The organism is Geodermatophilus sp. SYSU D01106 (assembly GCF_054049995.1).
Window position 1 is genome coordinate 12,928 of sequence record NZ_JBJGYM010000033.1, and the last position, 14,166, is coordinate 27,093.

Below are 14,166 nucleotides of genomic sequence, written 5' to 3' on the forward strand. Positions count from 1 at the left end.
CGTCGAGCGCGGTCGCCGTCCCGAAGCGGACGGTGACGCCGGCCAGCCGGAGGACGGCGGTCAGCTGACCAGCCCCAGGCCGCGGCCGATCTCCTCGATCCGGTCGTAGTCCGAGGCCCGCGCCGGGATGAACGACCGCGCGCCGAACAGGTCGAGCACCGCCGCGTCGTCCGGGTCGTCGGCCGACAGCCCGGTGAAGAACGCGGTCAGCCGCTCCGGGACGTCGTCGCCGAACCGCTCGGCCGCGCGGGGGCCGAGCAGCCAGTGGTAGTCGGAGTAGGCGGGAGTGCGGGCGTACTCGACGACGGCGGGGTCGACCGCGCCCTCCTCCGTCCGCGAGCGCCACACCTGCTCGTTGAGCACGCCGGCCTGGTAGCTGCCGGAGGCGACCAGCGCGATCGTGGCGTCGTGCGAGCCGGAGAACCCCGGCCCGCCGGGGAAGCCCTGCGGGTCGACGCCGGCCTGCTGCAGGTAGTACGCGGGCATCAGCCGGCCCGACGTCGAGGTCTCGCTGCCGTAGGTGAACCGCAGCGCGGCCAGCGGGCGCAGGTCGTCGGCCGGCGCGAGCCCGGCCGCGGCGTTGACCACGAAGACGGAGTGGAACGCCGCGTCGATGTCGCGCTGGGCGACCGGCCGCGCGCCCGGCGCCTGCAGGCGGGCCTGCACGCCGGTGAGCCCGCCGAACCAGACGAGGTCGAGGTCGCCGGTGCGGAAGAGGGAGACCGCGGCGGCGTAGTCGGTGACCGGGGAGTGGACGACGTCGAGGTCGAGCGCGGCCGACATCGCGTCGGCGACGGTGCCGTGGAGGCGCTGCAGGACCTCGGGGTCCTGGTCGGGGACGGCGCCGATGCGCATCGTGGGCGTGCGGCCCGACGACGGGGCGGCGCCGACGGGGGAGGAGCGGCCGCAGGCGGCGGTCGCGAGGGCGAGAGCGGTGCCGGCGAGGAACGCGCGGCGGGACGGGCGGACACCGGGGCTCCCCGACCGGAGAGCGCTGCGCGCGGTCACTACGTCCGACCGGGTGGCTGGGGGACGGGCACGGGGGACCTCCTGCGGGTGGGGGCGCTGACCGGGCCATCCTGGCCCGCGGCGCCCGCCCCCGCCCCCTAGGGTCGGGGAGGTGAGCGACTGCCTCTTCTGCCGGATCGTGGCCGGGGAGATCCCCGCCGACGTCGTGCACGAGACCGACCGCACGCTGGCGTTCCGCGACGTCAACCCGCAGGCCCCCACGCACGTCCTGGTCATCCCGAAGGACCACCACGCGACGGCGGGGCTGCTCGTGGGCGCCGACCCGCAGCTGCTGGCGGAGGTCGTGGCGGCCGCGCACGCCGTCGCCGTCCAGGAGGGCCTCGCGACGCAGGACGGGCCCGAGCCCGGCTACCGCCTGGTGGCCAACACCGGCCCCGCGGCCGGGCAGACCGTCCACCACCTGCACCTGCACGTCCTCGGCGGCCGCTCGCTGGGCTGGCCCCCGGGCTGAGCCGCCGGGGAGGGTCCCCGCCCGGGCTGGCAGGGTGGCCGCCATGACCGACAGCGCCGTCGCCCCCGTCCGGATCGAGCGCGACGGCGACGTCGCCGTCGTCGTGCTGGACCGGCCGCCGCTGAACCTGTTCGACGAGTCGGTCTTCGCCGCGCTGGAGCAGGTGGCCGCCGAGCTGGCCGCGCTGACCGCCCCCGGCCGCGCCGACCGCGCCCGCGCCGTGCTCGTCGAGGCCCGCGGGAAGGTCGTCTCCGGCGGGGTCGACGTCACCGCCTTCCGGGCGATCGCCGAGGGCCCCGACCCGGCCGGGGAGGGGGCGGCGCTGTGGGCCCGGCTGCTGAGGGTGGCGCAGACGGTCGAGGACCTGCCGGTGCCCACGGTGTTCGCCGCGCACGGGCTCACCCTCACCGCCGCGTTCGAGCTGGCGCTGGCCTGCGACGTGCTGCTGGCCGCCGAGCGGGCGTCGTTCGGGCTGGTCGAGATCGTCGTCGGGCTGACGCCGTCGATGGGCGGGCCGCAGCGGCTGGCCGAGCGCGCCGGACCCGCGCGGGCCAAGGAGCTGATCTTCACCGGCGAGCGCTACCCGGCCGCGGTGCTCGAGCGCTGGGACGTGGTCAACCGGGTGCTGCCCGACGAGGGCTTCGCCGAGGCGGCCCGCGAGTACGCCCGCCGGGTCGCCGCCGGCCCGACCGCCGCGCACGCGGCGACCAAGCGGCTCGTGGCCACCGCCGTCCGGCACGGGGTCCGCGCCGCCGACGACGTGACGCCGCAGGTCTCCGGCCCGCTGTTCGCCACCGACGACCTGCGCGGCGCCGTCGTCTCCTTCCTCGAGGAGGGCCCCGGGAAGGCCGGCTACCGGGGCCGGTGACGCCCCTCCGGGCGGGATTCCCCCTCGACGCGCGCGGGTAGACTCGGGAAGGTCTCATCCCCGTGCCAGGAAGGCAGGGTCGAGGGTTCTTGCCCGACACCTCCCCGAACGTCCCCGTGCCGGGCGCGCCCACGTCCCGCGAGGCCTCCGCGCAGGCCGTCGCCGCCGACAGCGCCAGCGCCCTCGCGAGCGCCGCCCCCACCGCGGTCCGCGCCACGATCACCGTCCCGGACTCCGTCTCGATGGTCGCCCTGCTCGGCTCCGGCGACGAGCTGCTGCGGCTGGTCGAGGGCGAGGTCGAGGCCGACGTGCACGTCCGCGGCAACGAGATCGCCGTGACCGGGCAGCCGGCCGACAACGCCTTCGCCGTCCGCGTCTTCGACGAGCTGATCGCGCTGCTCGGCACCGGGCAGGCGCTGCGCCCCGACTCGGTGCGCCGCGTCATCGGCATGCTCAAGAGCGGCGGCTCCGAGCGCCCGGCCGACGTGCTCAGCCTCGACATCATCAGCCGCCGGGGCCGCACCATCCGGCCCAAGACGCTGAACCAGAAGCGCTACGTCGACGCGATCGACCAGCACACCATCGTCTTCGGCATCGGCCCGGCCGGTACCGGCAAGACGTACCTGGCGATGGCCAAGGCCGTGCAGGCGCTGCAGACCAAGCAGGTCAACCGGATCATCCTCACCCGGCCCGCGGTCGAGGCCGGCGAGCGGCTGGGCTACCTGCCCGGCACGCTCAGCGAGAAGATCGACCCCTACCTGCGGCCGCTGTACGACGCGCTGCACGACATGGTCGACCCGGAGTCGATCCCGCGGCTCATGCAGTCCGGGACGATCGAGGTCGCCCCGCTGGCCTACATGCGCGGGCGCACGCTCAACGACGCGTTCGTCATCCTCGACGAGGCGCAGAACACCACCGCCGAGCAGATGAAGATGTTCCTCACCCGCCTCGGCTTCGGCTCGAAGATCGTCGTCACCGGTGACGTCACGCAGGTCGACCTGCCCGGCGGCGCGCAGAGCGGCCTCAAGGTGGTGCGGGAGATCCTCGACGGCGTCGAGGACGTGCACTTCGCCAACCTGACCAGCTCCGACGTCGTCCGCCACCGCCTGGTCGGCGACATCGTCGACGCCTACGAGCGCTGGGACGCCGCCCACCAGCAGGGCGCCGGCCGTCCCGCCGTGCCCGCCCGCCCCGCGCGGCCGCGCCGGCAGGGGAGCTGAGCGCCGTGCCGGTCGAGGTGGCCAACGAGTCCGAGATCGCCGTCGACGAGGCGGAGCTGACCGGGATCTGCCGGTACGTGCTCGCCGAGATGGGCGTCAACCCGATGGCCGAGCTGTCGGTGCTGTGCGTCGACCCCGACTACATGTCGGTGCTGCACGAGCGTTGGATGGGGGAGAAGGGCCCGACCGACGTCCTGGCCTTCCCCATGGACGAGCTCGACACCGCCCGCCCGGACGACCCCGAGCCCGGTCCCGCGCTGCTCGGCGACGTCGTGCTGTGCCCGTCGGTGGCCGTCCGGCAGGCCCGCGCCGCCGGTCACTCCATGGACGACGAGCTGCTGCTGCTCGCCACGCACGGCGTGCTGCACCTGCTCGGCTACGACCACATGGAGCCGGAGGAGGAGCGGGAGATGTTCGGCCTGCAGACCCGCCTCCTGGAGGGCTGGCGCTCGGCCCCGCGGCAGCCGGTCACCGGTGAGCCGGCGGAACGGGGACCCGGGTCCCGATGAGCGCCGGCGCGGTCACCCTGCTGGTGGTCGCGGTCTGCCTGGTGCCGCTGGCGGGTGCCTTCGGCGCCATGGACGCCGCGCTGCAGCGCGTGTCACCGGCCCGCGTGGAGGAGCTGCGGCGCGACGGCGTCCGCCGGGCACCGCGCCTGGAGCAGGTGCTCGGCGAGCGCGCCCGCGCGGTCGCGCTGCTGCTCCTGCTGCGGATCGCCTGCGAGATGGTGGCGGCGGTGCTCGTCGCCGTGCTGTTCGTGCGGGCCCTCGGCACGGGCTGGCAGGCGGTGCTCGCCGCGGCCGGCGTCATGGTGGTCGTCAGCTACGTGCTGGTCGGCGTCGGCCCGCGCACGCTCGGCCGCCAGCACGCCTACCCGATCGCGCTGGCCACCGCTGGCGTCGTGCGGCTGCTGGTGCGCCTCCTCGGGCCGGTCGCGACGCTGCTCATCCTGCTCGGCAACGCCATCACGCCCGGGCGCGGCTACCGCGACGGCCCGTTCTCCACCGAGGTCGAGCTGCGCGAGCTCGTCGACCTCGCCGAGGAGCGGGGCGTCGTGGAGTCCGGCGAGCGCAACATGATCCACTCGGTGTTCGAGCTCGGCGACACCATCGCCCGCGAGGTCATGGTGCCGCGCACCGACGTCGTGTGGATCGAGCGCACCAAGACCGTCCGGCAGGCCCTGGCGCTGGCGCTGCGCAGCGGGTTCAGCCGCATCCCGGTGATCGGCGAGAACGTCGACGACGTCGTCGGCATCGTCTACCTCAAGGACCTCGTCCGCCGGTCGCAGAACCTCGGCGACGGCCGCGGCCCGCGGGTCGAGGAGCTCATGCGCCCGCCGGCGTTCGTGCCGGAGTCCAAGCCGGTCGACGAGCTGCTGCGCGACATGCAGGCCCGCCGCACCCACATCGCGGTCGTCGTCGACGAGTACGGCGGGTTCGCGGGTCTCGTCACCATCGAGGACATCCTCGAGGAGATCGTCGGCGAGATCGCCGACGAGCACGACGCCGTGCAGCGCCCGCCGGTCGAGCGCCTCGACGACGGCTCGGTGCGGATCACCGCCCGCCTGCCGGTCGAGGACCTCGCCGAGCTGTTCGACGTCGAGCTGCCCTCCGACGACGACGTCGAGACCGTCGGCGGCCTGCTCGCCCGCGAGCTCGGCCTGGTGCCGATCGAGGGCTCGGCGGCGGAGGTGGCGGGGCTGCGGCTGGTCGCCGAGAGCACCGGCGGGCGGCGCAATCGCATCGACACGATCGTCGTCACGAAGGCGCTCGACACCGATCCCGACGCCCAGTCGGGGGCCACCCGCGCGGAGGTCCCGGCCGGCGCCGAGAGCTGACGTGGAAGGCTCCTGGAGGACCCTCCCGCCCCCACCGCTCGCAGGCTCGCGGCGGGCCCCTGCGCGAGGGCCGGATCCACCGGTAGGACACTCATCCGGTGCCCGACCTGCAGCCCGAGGACGCCAAGCTCGTCACCCTCGCCCGCTCCGCGCGCGGCCGCACCGGCGCGCCGGAGGGCGCCGCGGTCCGCGACACCGACGGGCGCACGTACGTCGCCGCGTCGGTGGCGCTGCCCTCGCTGCGGCTGTCCGCGCTGCAGGCCGCCGTCGCCGCGGCGGTGTCCAGCGGCGTCGAGGGCCTGGAGGCCGCGGCGGTCGTGTCCGCCGCCGACGCCGTCGAGGCCGACGGCCTGGCCGCCGTGCACGACCTGACGCCGTCGGCGCCCGTGCACCTCGCCGGGCCCGACGGGGTGCTGCGCGCCACCGCGTGACCGCGACGAGTGGGGGCCGGAGGCCTCCGCGAGGAGCGGTCGTGGGGCTCCACGCCTGTGGGGGACGGCACGTGGCCGCGGTGTCGGCCGGTAGGCCGACGATGTCATCACGCAGTGGGAGACTGGGCCGGTGAGCACGCCGGACCAGCCGTACCGCAGCGGCTTCGCCTGTCTGGTGGGCCGTCCCAACGCGGGCAAGACCACGCTGACCAACGCGATCGTCGGCGAGAAGGTCGGCATCGTCAGCAACCGCCCGCAGACCACCCGGCACGCCATCCGCGGCGTCGTGCACCGGCCCGCCGGTCAGCTCGTGCTGGTCGACACCCCCGGCCTGCACAAGCCCAAGAGCCTGCTCGGCCGCCGGCTCAACGACGTCGTCCGGGACACGCTGTCCGAGGTCGACGTCGTGGTGTTCTGCATCCCCGCCGACCAGCCGGTGGGCACCGGTGACCGGTTCATCGCCCGCCAGCTGCGGGAGGTGAAGGCGCCGGTCGTCGTCGTGGTGACCAAGACCGACGCCGCGTCGAAGAAGCAGGTCGCCGAGCAGCTCGTGGCGGCCAGCCAGCTGGTCGAGGCCGCCGAGGTCGTGCCGGTGAGCGCGGTGGAGGGGGACCAGGTCGAGCTGCTGGAGGACCTGCTGGTCGGCCTGCTGCCCGAGGGCCCGCCGCTGTACCCCGAGGAGCAGGTCACCGACGAGGACACCGACCGCCAGATCGCCGAGCTCATCCGCGAGGCGGCGCTGGAGAAGGTGTTCCAGGAGGTGCCGCACTCCCTCGCCGTCACCGTCGAGGAGCTGAACCGCCGGCCCGACCCCAAGCGGGAGGGCGCGGAGCTCGTCGAGGTGCACGCGCTGCTGCACTGCGAGCGGCCCAGCCAGAAGCCGATGCTGCTCGGCAAGGGCGGCTCGGTCATCAAGGCGATCGGCACCGAGGCCCGCGCGGGCCTGGAGCAGCTGCTCGGCGCGCGCGTCCACCTCGACCTGCACGTCACCGTGCTCGGCGAGTGGCAGGACGACCCGAAGAAGCTGAACAGGCTCGGGTACTGACGTGAGCACGACGCCGAAGTCGCTGTACCGCGACGAGGGGATCGTCCTGCGCACCCAGAAGCTGGGCGAGGCCGACCGGATCGTCACGGTCCTCACCCGCCGCACCGGCAAGGTGCGCGCGGTGGCCAAGGGCGTGCGCCGCACCAAGAGCAAGTTCGGCGCCCGGCTCGAGCCGTTCAGCCACGTCGACCTGCAGCTCTACACCGGCCGCACCCTCGACATCGTCAGCCAGGCGGAGTCCATCCGCTCCTACGGCCCGGCGATCGTCGGCGACTACCCGGCCTACACCGCCGGCACCGCCGTCCTGGAGACCGCCGACCGGCTCACCGCGGAGGAGAAGGAGCCCTCGCTGCGGATGTTCCTGCTCGTCGTCGGCGCGCTGCGGACGCTGTCGGAGCGCACCCGCCCGGCGGGCCTGGTGCTCGACGCGTTCCTGCTCCGCGCGATGTCGGTGGCCGGCTGGGAGCCCGCGCTCGGCGACTGCGCGCGCTGCGGCGTCGAGGGCCCGCACCGGCACTTCTCCGTCCCCGCCGGCGGCTCCGTCTGCCGCGAGTGCCGCCCGACCGGGTCGGCGATGCCCAACCCGGTCACCATCGAGCACCTGGAGGCCCTGCTGTCCGGCGACTGGGAGACGGCCGAGGCCAGCGAGCGGGCCCAGTGCCGCGAGGGCAGCGGCCTGGTCGCCGCGCTGCTGCAGTGGCACCTCGAGCGCGGGCTGCGCTCCCTGCCGCTCGTCGACCGCTCCGACGTCGCCCCGCGGCGGGAGGTGGACCTGCTCCGTGAGGCGTGAGGTGAAGGCGCCGAACCCGCACCCCTCCGGCGTCCGCCCGCCGGCGATCCCCGCCGACCGGGTGCCCGGCCACGTCGCGATCGTCATGGACGGCAACGGCCGGTGGGCCAAGGAGCGCGGCCTGCCCCGCACGGCCGGCCACGAGGCGGGGGAGTCCTCGCTGTTCGACTGCGTCGAGGGCGCCATCGAGCTCGGCGTCAAGGCGATCAGCGCCTACGCGTTCTCCACGGAGAACTGGCGGCGCAGCCCCGAGGAGGTCCGCTTCCTCATGGGCTTCAACCGCGACGTCATCCGCCGCCGCCGCGACGAGATGCACGAGCTGGGCGTGCGGGTGCGCTGGGCCGGCCGCCGCCCGCGGCTGTGGCGCAGCGTCATCAAGGAGCTCGAGGTCGCCGAGGAGCTCACCCGCCACAACGACGTCCTCACCCTCACCATGTGCGTGAACTACGGCGGCCGGGCCGAGATCGCCGACGCCGCCGCCGCGATCGCCCGCGAGGTGGCCGCCGGCCGGCTCGACCCGGGCAAGGTCGACGAGGACACCGTCGCCCGCTTCCTCGACGAGCCGGACATGGCCGACGTCGACCTGTTCGTGCGCAGCTCGGGGGAGAACCGCACCAGCAACTTCCTGCTGTGGCAGTCGGCCTACGCGGAGTTCGTCTTCCTCGACACGCTCTGGCCCGACTTCGACCGCCGGCACCTGTGGGCGGCGTGCGAGGAGTACGCCTCCCGCCAGCGGCGGTTCGGCAAGGCCTGAGCGGGCGTCCGGCTCAGGCCCCGAAGCCCGACAGGTCGGCCTCGTTCCACCACTCGACCAGCATGGCGAGGCCCGCCGTGCCGCCGTTGCGGACGGTCACCACCGCCTCGGTGGCGTCGTCGGTCTCGGTCCAGATGAGCACCGCGGTGTTGGTCTCGTCGACGTAGCAGGCCACCTGCCCCATGACGACGTCGTCGACGGTCCAGTCCTGGTGGCCCTGCGACGCGGGGCAGCTCGCGCCGTTCTCCAGCGCCGGCAGCCCGAGGCCGGTGACGTCGGCGGTGAAGACCTCGTCGGCGGTCTCGCCGTCGGGGTAGAGGAAGAACCGGGCGGTGCGCGGGCCGGTCTCGCTGGCCGACCGCCCGCAGTCGACCGCGGCCACGTCGCCGTCACCGGCCGACGGCGCCGGCCGGCAGGAGGACGGGTCGAAGTCGGCGGGCACGATCGCCAGCAGCGCGTCGTGCTGCGGTCCGGCGGTCGGGCGCTCCGGCGGGTCCGCCCCGGCCGCGCCGCCCGACCCGGCGACCAGGGCGACGACGAGCACCGCCGCGGCCAGCAGCGCCGCCGCCGTGAGCAGCAGCGCCGGCAGCACCGGACGCCGGCGCCGGGCGGGGGTGGGGGACGGGGCGGGCGCCGGGGCGGGCACGGCACCGGCCAGGGGCAGCGGCCTCGGGGCGGGCGGCGGCCCGGGCGCGGGAGGCGCGGGACGCGGCGCGGACGGTGGGAGCGGCGCGGTGCCGGCCCGCGGGACGGCGGCGGTGCCGGCCCGCGGGACGGCGGCGGGGACGGCGGCGGGCGCGGGCGCCGGGGCGGCCAGCGCGCGCCGGGCGGCGGAGGCCATCGCGCCGGCGGAGCGCCAGCGGTCGTCGGGGTCCTTGGCCAGCCCGCGGGCGACGACGTCGTCCAGCCCCGCCGGCAGCCCCGGCCGCAGCCGCGACACCGGCGGCGGGGTGTCGTTGAGGTGCGCCCACATCAGCGGCGCGAGGTCGTGGGCCAGGTGCGGGCGGCGCCCGGTCAGCGCCTCGAACAGCACGCAGGCCAGGGAGTAGACGTCGGCGCGGGCGTCGGCCGGCCGCTCGAGGAAGCGCTCGGGCGCCATGTAGTCGAAGGACCCGACCGCCGAGCCCGCCTGCGTGAGCACGGTGGTGCCGCCGTCGGTGCCGACGGAGCGGGCGATGCCGAAGTCGACGAGGTAGACGAACTCGTCGTCGTCCTCGGCCGGCTCGCCGGAGGTGGAGCAGACGAGCACGTTGCTCGGCTTCACGTCCCGGTGCACCAGGCCCTCGGCGTGCGCGGCGTCGAGCGCGTGCGCCACCTGCCCGACGACGGACACGGCGCGGGCCGGCGCGAGCGGGCCCTCCTCGGTGAGCACGGTGGCGAGGTCGCGGCCGCGGACCAGGCGCATGTCGAGGAACAGCCGCCCGTCGAACTCGCCGTACCGGTGGATGGGCACCACGTGCGGCTCGGACAGCCGGGCCGCGGCGTGCGCCTCGCGGCGGAAGCGCTCGCGGTAGGCGCGGTCGGCGGCCAGGCTCTCGGTGAGCACCTTGAGCGCCACGGTCCGCTGGTGCTCGGTGTCGAAGGCCCGGTAGACCTCGCCCATGCCGCCCCGGCCGATGAGCTCCTCGAGCCGGTAGGGACCGAACTGGCGCTGTTCCACCCTGGCCTCCCGCGGCGGTGGCGGGCCCCGGGCCGGCCACGACGGACGTCGCGGAGTGTAGGCGGCGGGTGCCTGCGCGGGACCGCCGCGGACGCCGCCGGGACCTGCGGCGACAGGTCGCAGGACCCGCGCCGGAATCCGTTGACAGTCCCGCGAGGTCGCCTCGACAGTGGCGGCTCCCCACAGAGGACGGAAGAACCCCCCGTGAGCGAGCGCACCATCTCCCCCCAGCACGCCCCCGCCCCGGCGCAGCCGGGCGACCTCACCGACGCCCTCGTCGCCACCGACGTCTGGACCGACCAGATGCTGGCCGAGGCCGGCATCCCGATCGTCGACGTCCCGTTCGTGACCGTCGGCGGCGGCATCGGCTCCTTCGTCACCGTCGACTACCTGCGCATCTGCGGCGTCCCCACGAGCGCGATGCGGGTGCTCACCCCGCTGCGCACCCCGTGGGAGAGCTACGAGTACCTGACGACGGTGTCGCAGATCCCCCGCGGGGAGCGGCTGCGGTCGGACTCCTCGTCGTGCCCCGACAACATCTGGGGCTTCCCGAGCTATGCCATCCGCGAGGCGCTGCAGGGCAACGTCAAGCAGGCCTGGAACGTGCTGGTCGAGCCGATCTTCGCGAACTACTACACGCCGAAGGCCGGCCACGCGTTCGAGTCGATGGAGAAGGAGATGCACCGGATCCGGTACCCGGAGATGGTCGTGCACGGCCAGGTCCGGATGGTCCGGCGCCGCGCGGGCGGCGGGTACTTCACGATCCTGACCCCGCCGGAGGGCGCGACGCCGACCCGCCGGATCGCCTACCGCAGCCAGTGGGTGCACATCGCCGTCGGCTACCCGGGCCTGAAGTTCCTCCCCGACCTGCAGCGCTACCGCACCGAGCACAACGACTACTCGAAGGTGGTCAACGCCTACGAGCGGCACGAGCACGTGTACGAGCGGCTGCACCAGCGCCCCGGCACGATCCTGATCCGCGGCGGCGGCATCGTCGCCTCGCGGGTGCTGCAGCGGCTCATCGACGACCGCGACGCCCGCGGCCTGCAGACCCAGATCGTCCACCTGTTCCGCACCTACGTGGACAAGCCGCACGGCACCGGCATCCTCAAGCGCCGCAAGGGCGCCGACGGCTGGGCCTACCAGGGCTTCAACTACCCGAAGTCGGTGTGGGGCGGGCAGCTCAAGCAGCAGGTCCGCAACAGCGAGGGCGCCGAGCGCAAGCGCCTGTACGAGGAGATGGGCGGCACCAACACGCCCGTCCGGCGGGACTGGCAGGAGCAGCTGCGGCGCGGGCGCGCCGAGGGCTGGTACCGGGTCATGATCGGCAAGATCGACGAGATGGAGCCCGTCGGCGACCTGGTCGAGGTCACCGTCACCACGCCTGACCAGGGCCGCCACGTGGGCACCTTCGACGCCGTCATCGACTGCACCGGCCTCGAGGCCGACATCCGCGAGCACCGGCTGCTGGCCGACCTGCTCGACCACTCCAACGCACAGCGCAACCCGGTCGGCCGGCTCGACGTGCAGCGCGACTTCGAGGTCACCGGCACCCGCAACGGCGGCAAGATGTACGCCTCCGGCAGCGCCACCCTGGGCGGCCCGTTCCCCGGCGTCGACACCTTCTTCGGCCTGCAGATCGCCGCCCAGGAGATCGCCGACGACCTCATCCGGGCGGGCTTCGCGCAGAAACTCGGCCCGGGCCGGTCGACCAGCCAGTGGTGGAAGTGGGTCCGCAACAAGCAGATCTGACCGGCCCGACCCCGACACCCGCGACGACCGAGAGAGACAACCGTGCTGCCCACCCTGAACGGCCGCATCCAGACCAGGGTCTTCCTGCTGGCCGTGGTCGGTTCGATCTGGACCCTGCTCATCACCCCCGTCCTGCCGACCGGGACGACGCTCGCCGCGTCCTACGGCGCCACCTTCTCCGTCCTGCTGGTCACCCTCGTGCTCGGCGTGCTGTGGGAGTTCGTCTACCACGGCATCCAGCAGTTCCGGTGGGAGAAGGACTGGCCGACCCTGTTCGGCCTGCTCACCGGCATCCCCGAGGGCCTGCTGGTGTGGTTCCTCTTCGCCGGCGGGGTCACGTGGATCGGCTCGCTGCCCGGCGCCGCGTTCGTCATCCACTTCGCCAGCACCTGGCTGATCGTGTGGCTGGTGGCCAACGGCCCGATGCGCGTCCCCTTCATCCACTGGCGGATCAACGGTGGGAGGCTCATCTGATGTCGGCTCCGACCCCACCGCTCACCGGCACCAGCGGGGCGCCCGCCACGGTGCCGCCCTTCGACCAGGTCGCCGTCCGGGTCGCCCCCGGCCCCGACCTCGTCGTCCGGGTCCCCGGTGTGCTGCTCGTCGTCGGCGTGACCCCCCGGCCGGCCGGTGCCGCCCCGGCGCCCGCCCGGCCGGCGCTGGTCGGCTGGGGACCGGCGCCCGTCCCGGCGCCGCCGGCGGCCGCCCCGGCCGGAGACGCCGTCGTCGGGGAGCTCGTGCAGCTGTGCCGCCGCGTCTCGGCGGCCGGCAGCCGGGCTCCCGGCACCCGGCTGCACGAGGAGCTACGCAGCTGGCTCGGCACGGTCGCCGAGCCGCCGTCGTTCGCCGTGGCCGCGGCGACCGAGGACGGGCTGGCGCTCGTGCTGGCCGGCGGCGGCACCGCCGAGGTGCCCGACCTGGGCCTGCGGCTGACGCCGGCGCAGGGGGAGAAGCTCGACAACGGCACCCTCGTGCTCGACCGCTTCGTCACCTGGCCGCCCGCGGCGCTGCACCTGTCGGCCGGGTCGCCGGCCGACTCCGCGCCGCACCCGCTGGCCGACCTCGAGGCCGGCGCGGTCCCGGGCGCGGCCGCGGTGCTCTCGCCCGCGCCCGCGCCGTCGGCGGCCCCCGCGCCGCCGCCGTCGGGCACGACGATGGTGCGCCTGCCCGCGCCGCACGCGGCGAAGCCGGGCCTGCCGCTCGTCCCGCCGCGGCCTGCGCGCACCCCGGCGGGCTCGACGCCGCCGCCTCCGCCGCCCGCGGAGGAGCCCGCCGCCGCTCCCGCTCCCGCGCACGCGGACCACGACCACGACCATGCCGGTCACGACCACGCCGGTCACGACCATGCCGGTCACGACCACGGGCACGCCGCCCCGGTGGCCGCCGAGCCGCCGGCGCCGGTCGTGGAGCTGCCGGCACCGAAGAAGTCGACGCTGCTGTTCGGCGGGCCCGCCGAGGCGGAGCCTCCCCGCGAGCCGCTGCCGACGCCGGGCGCGGAGCCCGCCTCGGCCGGCGCGGAGGAGCCCGACGACGGCCGCGCCACGGTCAAGGGGATCCTCTGCAAGAACGGGCACCTCAACGACCCCCGCGCCGGCTTCTGCGCGCTCTGCGGCATCCGCACCACGCAGCAGACCGCCGTCCTGATCGAGGGCGTGCGCCCTCCGCTCGGGCTGCTGGTCTTCGACGACGGCGCCACCGTCAGCCTGGACATGGACTACCTGCTCGGCCGGGAGCCCGAGACCGACGAGCGGGTGGCGTCCGGGCTGCTGCGGCCGCTGCTCGTCGTCGACCACACCGGCGGGGTCAGCCGGCACCACGCGGAGATCCGGCTCGAGGGCTGGGACGTGCTGCTGCTCGACACCGGCTCGGCCAACGGCACCCTGGTCGCCCCGCGCGGGGCGCCGGGCTGGTCGTCACTGGTGCCGCACCAGCCGGTGCGGCTCACCCCCGGCATGGCCGTGCGGATGGGTGGCCGCCAGTTCGCGTTCGAGTCCCCGCACGGCGGCTTCTGACCGCGGGGCACCGCCTCCGGCACCTCCGGCGCCCGTCTCCCTCCGGGGAGGCGGGCGCCGTCGCGTCCCCGGGGGTCCCCGTCCCGTCCGGCCGCGTCCCCTCCGACCGCCCCCCCGGACCGCAGCCCCTCCGGCGCACCGTCGTGCTCTGCACGCGGGGGCGTGCAGAGCACGACCCGCCGGAAGGAGGCACCTGACCTCCGGAGCTGGGTCGGGGGGGGGGGCCCCCCCCCCGGGCGCCCCCCACCGCCCGGGCCCCCCCCCCCCCCCCCCCCGCCCCCCCCCCCCCCCCCCCCCCCCACCCCCCCCCCCCCCCC

14 protein-coding genes are annotated in these 14,166 nt (G+C 75.4%); 12 read left to right on the forward strand and 2 right to left on the reverse strand.

Annotation, left to right across the window (positions count from 1 at the left end; all coding sequences use genetic code 11):
- Positions 1–60: 60 nt before the first annotated feature.
- Positions 61–1,008 (reverse strand): putative selenate ABC transporter substrate-binding protein, encoded by a 948-nt coding sequence (locus ACI78R_RS22210; RefSeq protein ID WP_457042319.1) that lies wholly within the window; start codon positions 1,006–1,008, stop codon positions 61–63.
- A 112-nt stretch (positions 1,009–1,120) separates the two neighbouring features.
- Here ACI78R_RS22210 and ACI78R_RS22215 point away from each other — a divergent pair, with 112 nt between their 5' ends.
- From ACI78R_RS22215 to ACI78R_RS22255, 9 genes are all read left to right on the forward strand, one after another.
- Complete coding sequence (locus ACI78R_RS22215; protein ID WP_073419186.1) at positions 1,121–1,480, forward strand: histidine triad nucleotide-binding protein; 360 nt, start codon at positions 1,121–1,123, stop codon at positions 1,478–1,480.
- 43 nt (positions 1,481–1,523) lie between these two features.
- Positions 1,524–2,348: an enoyl-CoA hydratase/isomerase family protein gene (locus tag ACI78R_RS22220; protein ID WP_073419187.1), complete on the forward strand. Its 825-nt coding sequence runs from the start codon at positions 1,524–1,526 to the stop codon at positions 2,346–2,348.
- A gap of 89 nt (positions 2,349–2,437) precedes the next feature.
- Positions 2,438–3,568, forward strand: coding sequence for a PhoH family protein (locus ACI78R_RS22225; protein WP_454554796.1), 1,131 nt, complete (start codon positions 2,438–2,440; stop codon positions 3,566–3,568).
- Positions 3,569–3,573: 5 nt separating this feature from the next.
- Complete coding sequence (gene ybeY, locus ACI78R_RS22230) at positions 3,574–4,077, forward strand: rRNA maturation RNase YbeY (protein WP_073419188.1); 504 nt, start codon at positions 3,574–3,576, stop codon at positions 4,075–4,077.
- Positions 4,074–5,405: a hemolysin family protein gene (locus ACI78R_RS22235; protein ID WP_457042320.1), complete on the forward strand. Its 1,332-nt coding sequence runs from the start codon at positions 4,074–4,076 to the stop codon at positions 5,403–5,405. Before ybeY ends, ACI78R_RS22235 begins: the two co-directional genes overlap by 4 nt.
- Positions 5,406–5,503: 98 nt before the next feature.
- Complete coding sequence (locus tag ACI78R_RS22240; protein WP_457042321.1) at positions 5,504–5,836, forward strand: cytidine deaminase; 333 nt, start codon at positions 5,504–5,506, stop codon at positions 5,834–5,836.
- 130 nt (positions 5,837–5,966) lie between these two features.
- Positions 5,967–6,881 carry a GTPase Era gene (gene era, locus ACI78R_RS22245; protein WP_457042322.1) on the forward strand — a complete coding sequence of 305 codons (915 nt, stop codon included), beginning with the start codon at positions 5,967–5,969 and terminating at the stop codon, positions 6,879–6,881.
- A gap of 1 nt (position 6,882) precedes the next feature.
- Positions 6,883–7,671 (forward strand): DNA repair protein RecO, encoded by a 789-nt coding sequence (gene recO, locus ACI78R_RS22250; protein ID WP_073419192.1) that lies wholly within the window; start codon positions 6,883–6,885, stop codon positions 7,669–7,671.
- The gene (locus ACI78R_RS22255; RefSeq protein WP_457042323.1) at positions 7,661–8,425 is read left to right on the forward strand and encodes an isoprenyl transferase; all 765 of its coding nucleotides are present in this window, start codon (positions 7,661–7,663) and stop codon (positions 8,423–8,425) included. The genes recO and ACI78R_RS22255 overlap by 11 nt, the downstream gene beginning before the upstream one ends.
- A 13-nt stretch (positions 8,426–8,438) precedes the next feature.
- Here ACI78R_RS22255 and ACI78R_RS22260 read toward each other — a convergent pair whose 3' ends face one another.
- Complete coding sequence (locus tag ACI78R_RS22260) at positions 8,439–10,085, reverse strand: serine/threonine-protein kinase (RefSeq protein ID WP_457042324.1); 1,647 nt, start codon at positions 10,083–10,085, stop codon at positions 8,439–8,441.
- Positions 10,086–10,289: 204 nt separating this feature from the next.
- Between ACI78R_RS22260 and ACI78R_RS22265 the strand changes: the two genes are divergently transcribed.
- The 3 genes from ACI78R_RS22265 to ACI78R_RS22275 are packed head-to-tail and all read left to right on the forward strand — an operon-like array spanning position 10,290 to position 13,849.
- On the forward strand, positions 10,290–11,837 hold the full coding sequence (locus ACI78R_RS22265) for an FAD/NAD(P)-binding protein (RefSeq protein ID WP_073419195.1): 1,548 nt from the start codon (positions 10,290–10,292) through the stop codon (positions 11,835–11,837).
- Between the two features lie 42 nt (positions 11,838–11,879).
- Positions 11,880–12,311 carry a hypothetical protein gene (locus ACI78R_RS22270; protein WP_454556176.1) on the forward strand — a complete coding sequence of 144 codons (432 nt, stop codon included), beginning with the start codon at positions 11,880–11,882 and terminating at the stop codon, positions 12,309–12,311.
- Positions 12,311–13,849, forward strand: a complete 1,539-nt coding sequence (locus ACI78R_RS22275; RefSeq protein ID WP_457042325.1) for an FHA domain-containing protein — start codon at positions 12,311–12,313, stop codon at positions 13,847–13,849. The genes ACI78R_RS22270 and ACI78R_RS22275 overlap by 1 nt, the downstream gene beginning before the upstream one ends.
- Positions 13,850–14,166: the final 317 nt, after the last annotated feature.

Bases quoted from the DNA above. Each gene is read 5' to 3' on its own strand.
- ACI78R_RS22275 (WP_457042325.1), top strand. From the start codon at position 12,311: ATGTCGGCTCCGACCCCACCGCTCACCGGCACCAGCGGGGCGCCCGCC.
- ACI78R_RS22220 (WP_073419187.1), top strand. From the start codon at position 1,524: ATGACCGACAGCGCCGTCGCCCCCGTCCGGATCGAGCGCGACGGCGAC.
- ACI78R_RS22235 (WP_457042320.1), top strand. From the start codon at position 4,074: ATGAGCGCCGGCGCGGTCACCCTGCTGGTGGTCGCGGTCTGCCTGGTG.